9 protein-coding genes are annotated in these 10,593 nt (G+C 73.1%); 8 read left to right on the forward strand and 1 reads right to left on the reverse strand.

From position 1 onward, the window contains the following. Positions 1–101: 101 nt before the first annotated feature. From ACFPBZ_RS15740 to ACFPBZ_RS15760, 5 genes are all read left to right on the forward strand, one after another. Positions 102–1,655, forward strand: a complete 1,554-nt coding sequence (locus ACFPBZ_RS15740; RefSeq protein ID WP_378037021.1) for a GMC family oxidoreductase — start codon at positions 102–104, stop codon at positions 1,653–1,655. Between the two features lie 53 nt (positions 1,656–1,708). After that, complete coding sequence (locus tag ACFPBZ_RS15745) at positions 1,709–2,467, forward strand: alpha/beta fold hydrolase (protein ID WP_378037022.1); 759 nt, start codon at positions 1,709–1,711, stop codon at positions 2,465–2,467. A gap of 150 nt (positions 2,468–2,617) precedes the next feature. Next, on the forward strand, positions 2,618–5,302 hold the full coding sequence (locus ACFPBZ_RS15750) for an ATP-binding protein (RefSeq protein ID WP_378037023.1): 2,685 nt from the start codon (positions 2,618–2,620) through the stop codon (positions 5,300–5,302). 132 nt (positions 5,303–5,434) lie between these two features. Next, entirely contained in the window at positions 5,435–6,184 is a 750-nt protein-coding gene (locus ACFPBZ_RS15755; RefSeq protein WP_378037024.1) for an alpha/beta fold hydrolase, read from the forward strand. A 106-nt stretch (positions 6,185–6,290) separates the two neighbouring features. Next, the gene (locus ACFPBZ_RS15760; protein ID WP_378037025.1) at positions 6,291–7,043 is read left to right on the forward strand and encodes a trimeric intracellular cation channel family protein; all 753 of its coding nucleotides are present in this window, start codon (positions 6,291–6,293) and stop codon (positions 7,041–7,043) included. 24 nt (positions 7,044–7,067) lie between these two features. On the opposite strand, the gene ACFPBZ_RS15765 is transcribed toward ACFPBZ_RS15760, so the two are convergent. Continuing rightward, positions 7,068–7,352, reverse strand: a complete 285-nt coding sequence (locus tag ACFPBZ_RS15765; RefSeq protein WP_378037026.1) for an acyl-CoA dehydrogenase family protein — start codon at positions 7,350–7,352, stop codon at positions 7,068–7,070. 451 nt (positions 7,353–7,803) lie between these two features. Here ACFPBZ_RS15765 and xth point away from each other — a divergent pair, with 451 nt between their 5' ends. The 3 genes from xth to ACFPBZ_RS15780 form a co-directional block, all read left to right on the forward strand. Beyond that, positions 7,804–8,583, forward strand: coding sequence for an exodeoxyribonuclease III (gene xth, locus ACFPBZ_RS15770; protein ID WP_378037027.1), 780 nt, complete (start codon positions 7,804–7,806; stop codon positions 8,581–8,583). A 790-nt stretch (positions 8,584–9,373) separates the two neighbouring features. After that, a complete protein-coding gene (locus ACFPBZ_RS15775) occupies positions 9,374–10,264 on the forward strand; it encodes an SRPBCC family protein (protein ID WP_378037028.1) in 891 nt (296 codons plus the stop codon). A gap of 24 nt (positions 10,265–10,288) precedes the next feature. Then, positions 10,289–10,593 (forward strand): alcohol dehydrogenase catalytic domain-containing protein (locus ACFPBZ_RS15780; protein ID WP_378037029.1); only part of this gene is annotated, 305 nt, incomplete at its 3' end.

Below are 10,593 nucleotides of genomic sequence, written 5' to 3' on the forward strand. Positions count from 1 at the left end.
GACGTACGCGAGGAAGGACCGCCGCTTCCTACGGTCGATCCGTCAGCGCAGAGAGGGCCGATCCGGTCGTTCCGGGCGCTGCAGACCGAGAGGAACGGATGATGACCATCGACACCGAGACGCGCACGACGGCCCGGAGCAGCCGTTACGACTACGTGGTCGTCGGCGCAGGATCGGCCGGTTGCGTGCTCGCCGCCCGCCTGTCCGAGGACCCGGCGGCCCGAGTGCTGTTGCTCGAGTCGGGCCCGGCCGACACCCGGCCGGAGATCGCTGCGCCGCCCGCGTGGCCGGCGCTGTGGGGCACCGAGGTCGACTACGCCTACGAGACAGTTCCGCAGGCGGGCACCGGCAGCATCTCCCACCCCTGGCCCCGGGGGCACACGCTCGGCGGGAGCAGCAGCATCAACGCGATGGTGTACCTGCGCGGGCACCGCAACGACTTCGACCAGTGGGCCAAGTCTGGGTGCACGGGCTGGGACTACGAGTCGGTGCTGCCCTACTTCCGGCGCATGGAGACGGTCACCGGACGGGACCCGCACTACCGCGGAACGGACGGACCGATGCTCCCCGCGCCCTCGTCGGACCCCAACCCGCTCTCCCAGGTCTTCCTCGACGGTGCGGCCGCCGCCGGGTACCCGGCCACGGACGACTTCAACGGAGCCCACGCCGAGGGCGCCGGCTGGCACGACCTCTCGATCGCGGGCGGGGCACGACAGAGCACCGCGCTCGCCTACCTCCACCCGGTACGCCACACGAGGCCCAACCTGACCGTCGCCACCGGCTCCCGGGCCCGGAGGCTGCTCTTCGACGGGGACCGCTGCGTGGGCGTCGAGTTCGAGAAGGACGGCGAGCCCACCACCGCCTACGCCGACGTCGAGGTGGTGATCAGCGCGGGCGCGGTGGACTCGCCGCGGCTGCTGCTCCTGTCCGGGGTCGGGCCGGCCGAGGAGCTCGAGGCCGTCGGGGTCGACGTCGTGCTCGACCTGCCCGGGGTGGGCCGCAACCTGCACGACCACCCGCTGTGCGGGGTCGTCTACGAGGCGGCCAGGCCGATCCCCGCGGGGCGGACCAATCACGCCGAGACGTCGATGGTGTGGCGCAGCGAGGAGTCGCTGGGCGGCCCGGACATGCAGCTGATGTTCATCCACGTGCCGTTCCACCCGCCGCACCTGGCCGCCCCCGCCAACAGCTTCACCCTCGCGATCGCCACCGTGCCCGAAGCGCGCGGCTCGATCCGCCTCGCGGGACCGGACCCCACGGTGCCCCCGTTGATCGACCCGAACTACCTCGGCGCGGACTCCGACGTGCGCCGACTGGTGCACGGGGTCCGGGTGGCCCGCGAGATCGCGGCGACCGAGCCGTTCGCGTCCTGGCGTGCTCGCGAGGTGCTGCCGGGACCCGACGTCACCGACGATGCGGGTCTGCGCGAGTTCGTCGCCCGGGGCACCAGCACCTACTACCACCCCGTGGGCACCTGCGCGATGGGCGTCGGTCCGGACTCGGTCGTCGATCCGGACCTGCGGGTGCACGGCCTGGCCGGTCTGCGCGTGGCCGACGCATCGATCATGCCGCGGATCGTGCCGGTCAACACGAACGCCGCGACGATCATGATCGGCGAGAAGGCCGCCGACCTGATCCGTCGGCCGCTGGCGTGACCGCGGTGGCGAGCACGGTGGACGGCGGGACCCGGGTGAGAGAGGGGGCCGGCGTGCAGCTCGGTGAGCTCGTCGCGGACCTGACGGGCACGGACGACGGCAGGCCCCCGGTCGTCCTGCTGCACGGGTTGACCTTCGATCGCGGGATGTGGGCCCCGATGACGGACGCGCTGGCCGATCGCCGGGCGGTGGCGTTCGACCTGCCGGGGCACGGCGACTCGCCACCGGGCAGCTCGTACGACCCGGCGGATGTCGCCGACATCCTGCACGGGGCGATCACCGCAGCGGGCGTGGACATGCCGGTGCTGGTGGGCCACTCGATCGGGGCCGTGCTGGCCACCGTGTACGCGGCACGCCATCCCGCGCGGGCGGTGCTGAACATCGACCAGCCGTTGCTGGCCGGTCCCTTCGGCGAGATGCTGCGCTCGGTCGAACCCGTGCTGCGCGGACCGGACTACCTGGGCGTCTGGACGACGCTCCTCGACGGGATGGGCACCGACGAGCTGAGCCCGCCGCTCCGGGCGCTGTTGCGGTCGGAGCCGCGCCAGGACCTGCTGCTCGGGTACTGGCGGGAGATTCTCGAGAAGTCGCCGGAGGAGCTCCGCCGGCAGCGGACGGACGAGCTCACCGCGTTGCGACGACATGGGACGGGATACCACCACGTCAGCCGCGCCCCCCTGGCCCCCGCGTACGTCAGGTGGCTGCGGACGGCCCTGCCGACGGCCGGACTCTCGGTGCTGGCAGGGAGCGGGCACTTCCCGCACCTGGCTCATCCGGCGGCCCTGGTGGAGATCCTCGCCGGCTGGGGATGAGCGAGTACCGCGCTCCACCGGGTGTGCCTTGTCTAGGCTGTGCCTCGACCAGGTCCTGCGCGCACCGACGGAGCTGTCGAGGTGATCGCGGATCGCGCGGCAGCCGGACGGTGGTGGGCCTTGACGGGTGCGGGGACGACGACGTCCGGCGTGGTCGGTCGGGACGCGGAGATCGACGCCCTCGACCGGCTGCTCCGCGACATCCGGGGCCGCGGTACCGCCGTCCTCGTCCGCGGCGAGGCAGGGATCGGGAAGTCCGCTCTCCTGCGCCTCGTGCGCGACACCGCGGCCGAGCGCGGGCTGCGGGTGTTGGGCGCGACCGGCGTCGAGTCCGAGATGACCCTCCCGTTCGCCGGCCTCCACCAGTTGGTCCGGCCCTTGTTCGACCGCCTCCCCGCGTTGCCCGCCCCGCAACGGCGCGCGCTCACGGCGGCGTTCGGCATGAACGACGACGCGGCACCGGAGCTCTTCCTGATCGGTCTGGCGGCGCTGACCCTGATCAGCGACAGCGCCGCCGACCGGCCCCTCGTCCTGCTGGTCGACGACGCGCACTGGCTCGACGGGCCCAGCGCCGACGTCCTCGGCTTCGTGGCCCGGCGGCTGGAGTCCGAGGCCGTGGTCCTGGTCGCAGCCCAGCGCGACGGCTTCCCGCCCGTGCTGACCGGGTCGGGACTGGAGGAGCAGCACCTGGAGCGCCTGGACCCTCGCTCCGCCGACGAGGTGCTCACGCGCCGGGCGCCGCACCTCGACGCGGTCGCGCGCCGACGCCTGCTGACCGCGGCCGCGGGTCATCCCCTCGCGCTGTGGGAGCTGCCCCTGGAGGGCATGCAGGACGACTGTGCACCCCCGACGTTGACCGTTCGCCTGGAGCACGCCTTCGCGGCGCGGCTCCCCGGGCTGCCCGAGGTGACGCGGGACCTGCTGCTCGTCATCACGCTCGAGGACGAGGGGATCCTGGGAGAGGCCCTGGCCGCCACGAGCGCCCTGCGCGGCGACCAGGTGACGGCGGAGGCCCTGGTCCCGGCCGTCGAGGTCGGGCTGGTCGTCACCGACGGCGAGACGCTGGGCTTCCGCCATCCGCTGGTCCGCCAGGCGATCCGCCAGCAGTCGACCCTGCTCGAACGGCGGCAGGCCCACCTCGCCCTGGCGCGGACGTTGCCCGAGCCCGACCGGCAGGTCTGGCACCGGTCCGCCGCGACCGACGCGCCGGACGACGCGCTGGCCGCCGCGTTGGAGGAGGCCGGTGCCCGTGCACAGCGCCGCGGGGGCGTGGCGTCCGCGCAGGCGGCGCTCGAGCGCGCCGCCCGGCTCAGTGCGGACCCGGCACAGCGCGTGCGGCGCTACCTGCAGGCGGCCGAGCTCGCCTTCGAGTGGGGGCGCCCCGACATCGTCGACCGACTCCTGCACGAGACCGCCGACCTCGACGTCCCCGCCCGGGAGCGGACCCGGCTGACGGTGATCCGGGACAACTTCGACGAGGGCATCCACGACGTCCGCGCGGGCACCCTGAGGCTGGCCGACGTCGCCGAGGCGGCCGCCGCCGACGGCCGCACCGACCAGGCGCTGATGTTCCTCCAGACCGCCTCGCTGCGGTGCAACTGGGCCGCTGCCGACGCGCCGGTCCGTGCCCGCGTCCTCGAGGTCGTCGAGCAGGCCCTCGACCCGGACGACGTGTTCGCGCTCGAGGCGATCGGCTACGTCGCGCCCTTCGACCGAGGCGCGCACGTGGTGGAGCGGCTCCGCGTCCTCGCCTCCGGTCCGCTCGACCCGGCGCGCACCCGCGCCGCCGGCTTCGCCCTGAGCAACGCCGGAGACCTGCCGCTCGCCGTGGAGCTGCTGGGCTCCACGGTGCCGGATCTGCGCGCCGACGGCCGGCTCGGGGTCCTGGGCCGGGTCCTGATGGTGCAGGGCTGGAGCGCGTTCAACCTCGGGCGCTTCGATATGGCCGCCACGGCGACCGACGAGGCCGTCCGGCTCGCTGCCGACGCCGGTCTGCCGTTGGTGCGGGCCCTCGCCCTGGTGGTCCGGTCGGCGGTCTCCGCGATCCGCGGCGCCCAGGACGCCGAGGAGCGCTTCGCCGAGGCGGCCCGGCTCGGACTGGAGGTCGATTCGAGTGGCGTCCTGGGGGTGGTGCAGCTCGCCCGGGGGGTCGTTGCGCTCAACCGGGGACGGCACCAGGAGGCGTGGGAGGAACTGGTGCGGCTCTCCGACCCCTCCGACCCCGCCTATCACGGCGTGGTCCGCACCTACGCCGCGGGCGAGCTCGTGGAGGCGGCCGTCCACAGCGGTCGCCGGGCCGAGGTCGAGCCGATCGTGGCCGACCTCGAGGCGATCGCGGCGCGCACGCCGTCACCGCTCCTGCATGTCGGGCTGCGCTACGGCCGAGCGCTCCTGGCCCCCGACGACGAGGCCGAGGAGCACTTCGCGACGGCCCTGGCGGCCGATCTGGGTTCCTGGCCCTTCGCCCGCGCACGGCTGCAGTTGGCGCACGGGGCCTGGCTGCGGAGGTCCCGGCGAGCGGCGGAGTCCCGGGCCCCGCTGCGGGCCGCCCGCGACGCCTTCGATGCTCTGGGCGCCGCGGCCTGGGGCGACCGGGCGCGGCAGGAGCTGCGGGCCGCCGGGGAGCAGAGCCGGCCGCGCACCCCGGAGGCACGCGAGCAGCTGAGCCCCCAGGAGCTGCTGATCGCGGAGCTCGCCGCGGACGGCCTCAGCAACCGGGAGATCGGCGCGCGGCTCTACCTCTCGCACCGGACGGTCGGCACGCACCTGCACCGGATCTTCCCGAAGTTGGGGATCACGACCCGCGTGGCCCTGCGTGCCGCGATCGGTCCATGACCGGCCGGTCCACGTCGCCGTGACGGTCATCTGACGTACGCGAGGAGGGAGCCCCGCTTCCTACGGTCGATCCATCAGCGCAGAGGGGGCCGATCGGGCCACTCCGGTCGCTGCGGATCGAGAGGAACGACGATGAGCGTCGACACCGACACGAACACGACGTCGCAGGACAAGCCCACCGTGGTGCTCGTCCACGGCGCCTTCGCCGAGTCCGCGAGCTGGAACGGGGTGATCGAGCAGCTCCGGAGCGAGGGCTATCCGGTCATCGCCGCGGCCAACCCACTCCGGGGCCTGCGGGAGGACGCCTCCCAGCTGCGCGGCCTCCTGGATCAGGTCGGCGGCCCGATGGTGGTGGTCGGCCACTCCTACGGCGGATCGGTGATGAGCGTGGCCGCCGACGGCCACCCCGGTGTGCGGGCGCTCGTCTACGTGGCCAGCTTCCTGCTGGAGGAGGGCGAGAGCACCGGTGAGTTGGCCGGGAAGTTCCCCGGTAACGAACTGGGGTCCGCGCTGGACTCGGTCCCCGTCGACGACGGGAACGGCGGCACCGTGACCGATCTGTACATCCAGACCGACAAGTTCCGGCCGGTGTTCGCCGCGGACGTTCCCCCGGAGGTCGCCGAGCTGATGGTCGCGACGCAGCGGCCGATCACCAGCAAGGCCCTGGAGGAGAAGGCGACGGCGGCGGCCTGGCGCAGCATCCCGTCCTGGACCCTGGTCACGCGGAGGGACCTCGCGGTCCCCGCCGAGGCGCAGACCTTCATGGCCCAGCGCGCGCATTCCACCGCCGTCGAGGTGGATGCCTCCCACGCCGTCGCCGTCTCCCGGCCCGGCGCGGTCGCCGGCCTGATCGTCGAGGCCGCTCGCGCGACAGCCGGCTGAAGCGCCGCACCACGACCGTCCCACCCACTGCGGGCGACGAGCCAGGAGCGCGTGGGACGGCCGGGACGCCGCGCCGCCACCCAGACATCAGGAGGTCGGTGACGACATGGCGGTTCTCGAGCTGATCGGCATCTTCGCCCTGGCGGTCTCGGGCTCCCTGATGGCGATCGACCGCGATTACGACGTGGTGGGCATCGCGATCCTGGCGATCGTCACGGCGCTGGGCGGCGGCATCGTCCGGGACCTGGTTCTCGGCGACACGCCGCCTCCGGCGTTCACGAACTGGCATTACCTGGTGGTGGCGCTGGCGGCGGCGGCCATCACCGCCGTCGCCCGCCCCCACCTCGGGCGGGCGGGCACACCCCTGCTCGTCTTCGACGCGGCCGGCCTGGGGCTCTTCTGCGTGGCGGGAACCCAGAAGGCCCTCGACCACGGCCTCGGGCCGGTCCCAGCAGCCCTGCTCGGGGTCACGACCGCCGCGGGCGGCGGCGTCCTGCGCGACGTCCTCGCACGCGAGACCCCGGCGCTGTTCCGCGCGGACTCCGAGCTCTACGCGGTGCCCGCCCTCGCCGGTGCCCTCGTCGTCGGCTCTGCCTCGGCCTTCGGCGCCCACAGCCCTTCGCTGGGCGCGGGAGTCGCCGCCGCCATCTTCGTCGTCCGCGTCCTCGCTCTACGACGCCACTGGCGCGGACCGCGAGCGCGCAGGCGACGACCCTCGGGCGGCCCGCCCGCGGTGAGCGGACCTGCTCATCGATCAGGGACCGACGCCCACCTACCCACCACTCGGCCACGATCGCAGCGGGCCAGTTCCGGTCCGACCTGGCGCAGCGTCGTCCGGGGTGGCGCGCAGGAGCCGTAGCACCAGGCGAAGCGAGAGCAGGGGTCAGATTCCGACGGCGGTCGCGATCTGCTCCAGCTGCCAGGCCGAGTCCCCGAACATGAGTTGGTCGGCCTTCGCCCGCTTCAGGTAGCGGTGGGCCGGGTGCTCCCAGGTGAAGCCGATGCCGCCGTGAATCTGGACGTTCGTGGCAGCGCAGGCGTAGAAGGCGTCCGAGGCGTACGTCTTGGCGATGGCGGCGGCCAGCTGCCGGTCGGGCGCGCCGGTCTCGACGGCCCACAGCGCGTAGTAGGCCGCGGCGGCGATCATCGCCGAATTCACCTCGGCCATCCGCGCGATGATCGTCGGCCCGCTCCCGGCTGTCCCGAGGCGTCGGGCGGGGACGTCGCGAAGGTCGACGTGGCCGATGGCACGGCTGGGGTCGAGGTTCTCGTGCGGTCTCCGTCTGACCCCTGCACGCCGGCGCAGGGCCTACTCGGTGCACGAGCGATGCGTCGGCTGTCTTCCGTCCTCGCGAGCGATACCGGGACAACGCGGATGCGCAACGCGCTGAGCGGCTGGAATACCCAGCCTTGGATTGTGTCCTCGGCCGGACGATCGGCGGGGCACGAGAGGCTCCTGAGGTGCGTGGGAAGCCCACGATGACCGCAGCCCGCCGCCCCGGGGAGCAGACCCGGTCCGCCACCGGCCGCGGTCTGGGAACAGCCGGATAGCGTGACGTCGTGGCGGTGCGCGAGCTGGGTTCGGTGGTGTTGGCGGTGGGACGAGGCGCGCCTTCTAGATGAAGATCGCGACCTACAACGTGAACGGCGTCAACGGCCGGTTGCCGGTCCTGCTGGAGTGGCTTGCGGAGGCGGGGCCGGACGTCGTCTGCCTCCAGGAGCTGAAGGCGCCGCAGGAGAAGTTCCCCGCGGCCGCCGTTCGCGACGCCGGGTACGAGGCCGTCTGGCTGGGACAGAAGAGTTGGAACGGGGTCGCGATCCTGGCTCGCGGCGTGTCGCCGGTGGAGACTCGCCGCGGTCTGCCGGGTGAGCCCGATCCGGGGCAGTCGCGCTACATCGAGGCGGCGGTGAACGGCATGGTGATCGGCTGCCTCTACCTGCCCAACGGCAACCCGGCTCCCGGTCCCAAGTTCGATCACAAGCTGGCCTGGTTCGAGGCGTTCATCGGCCACGCCGCGAGCCTGCTCGCGAGTGGGGTTCCGGTCGTCCTGGCCGGTGACTACAACGTGATGCCGACCGACCTCGACGTCCACAAGCCGGAGCGCTGGGTCGACGATGCCCTGTTCCGCCCCGAGGTGCGCGAGGCGTTCCACCGGCTCGCCGCGCAGGGCTGGACGGACGCGCTGCGGACGCTGCACCCGGGCGAGCGGATGTACACCTTCTGGGACTACGTCCGCGACGCGTTCGGTCGCGACGCGGGCCTGCGCCTCGATCACCTGATGCTCAGCCCGGCCGTCGCGGCCCGGCTCGTGGCCGCCGGCGTCGACCGCGGCCCCCGCGCCAAGGAGAGGACCAGCGACCACGCGCCGACCTGGATCGAACTGACCGACCCGCAATAACGCCGTCGCTCGGCTGACATAACGTGCGCAGCAGGGCTATGAGCAGCACAAACAGACAACCGATAGTTCAGATTCTGTCATCGAGCGACGAGCGACATATCGGCGGCCTTTCTTGCGGAGAGCGATACTGCAGATACTGCGGTATCGCTCGCTCGCCGCCTCCCCGAAGAGCTGAATACGGCGCGAGAGCGGATCGTGCCCAGAACTATCGCTGGCTGGGCGGTGCTCTTTGGTCGGCTGCCCGGCGTTCTCGGGGTGCCGCGGTCGATTGAGCCGATGCGACGTCCCACTACGGTCGTGCGTGACCGGACACGTGGCGGGTCGCGACGTCCGCGCTGCCGTGCCGTGACCGGCGATCGCCCCGATCGTCCCGGGGGCGCGCCGTTCAAGCCTCCGGCGGGCAGACCCGCACCGCGCTCCCGTCGCTCCGCCTGCCGGTCCTGCCGGTCCTGCCGGTCCTGCCGGTGATCATTGGTCGCAGGCGGTCGGTGGCCGCTCCGAAGCACGGGCGAAGAGACGGACGTCAACGCCCACGGGGAGGCAGGCCTCCATAGAACGACCAGCTGCTCCAGGCAGGCGATGGCGGTCCGCGGGCCCGGGGCATCTGCCCCGCCGCGCCCACCTCGACCCGATGAGCTGAACTCGTCGACGCGGCTCGACCTCGCAGGACGAACTTGCGTGCTCGTCGCTCGCGGCTCTGGTCCGAGCGGGTTACTCGGCCCACCGGTGTCCGACGAACGGAGGGCGTGTGATGGGTGCAGGACAGTCAGGTGGGAGTCCCGGGCGGGACGTGACGGGGACCCTCGCGAAGGGCCTGGCGGTGTTCAGCCTGGCGCTGGGGTCGGCCGAGCTCGCCGCCCCGCGGGCGGTCGCGAGGCTGGCGGGGGTCCAGGGGGACGGCGCCGCCGTCCGCACGGTCACCTCGCTGTACGGGGCCCGGGAGCTCGCCCACGGCGCGGGCATCCTGGGTGGCCGCCGCAAGGCAGGCTGGGTGTGGAGCCGGGTCGCGGGCGACGTGCTCGACATCGCGACGCTGGCACTGGGCGCCGCTCGCAAGGGCGCCGAGCCCCGGCGTCTCGGGCTCAGCCTCGCAGCGCTCGCGGGGGTGACCGTCGCCGACGTCGTGACCGCGCGTGGGCTGTCCAGCCGCAACGGTGGCGCGGGGGAGTGCCGGGCGATCGCCGCGATCACGGTCAACCGGCCCCGCTCCGAGGTGTACCGGCACTGGCGCGACCTCGAGCGCCTCCCGGACTTCATGGCACACCTGCGTTCGGTGAGCACCGACGCCTCGGGGCGTTCGCACTGGGAGGCCACGGGTCCGGCCGGGTCGACGATCCGCTGGGACGCCGAGATCGTCGAGGACCGCGAGGACGAGGTGCTCTCCTGGCGATCGGTCGGGGACGCCGACGTGGACAACTCGGGCTCGGTCCGGTTCCGGGACGCGGCGGGCGGGCGGGGCACGGAGGTCGTGGTCGACCTGCGCTACCGCCCACCGGCCGGCCGCGCCGGCGCGGTCGTCGCGAAGCTGCTCGGCGAGGAGCCGAACCAGCAGCTGCGCGACGACCTGCGGCGGTTCAAGCAGGTCGTGGAACTCGGCGAGGTGGTCCGCTCGGAGGGCAGCCCGGCGGGCCAGTCGACACACCAGCAGCTCGCCCAGCGGCCGGCCCAGCCGGTCGCCTGACTCACTTCGGACAAGGAGAGACCCATGCGGGCCAACTGTTGGACGGGCAAGCAGTCGGTGGAGGTCCGGGACGTTCCCGACCCGAAGATCCTCAACCGGCGCGACGCCATCGTGAAGATCAGCTCGACCGCGATCTGCGGCTCAGATCTGCACCTCTACAACGGCTTCATCCCGACGATGCGCGACGGCGACATCCTCGGCCACGAATTCATGGGCGAGGTCGTCGAGATCGGGCCCGAGGTGCGGAACCTGTCGGTGGGCGACCGCGTCGTCATCCCGTTCCCCATCGCGTGCGGGGTGTGCGGGGCCTGCGAGCGCGGACTGACGTC

Origin of the sequence: Actinomycetospora atypica, assembly GCF_042653685.1 — a bacterium.
Taxonomy (GTDB): Bacteria; Actinomycetota; Actinomycetes; order Mycobacteriales; family Pseudonocardiaceae; genus Actinomycetospora; species Actinomycetospora atypica.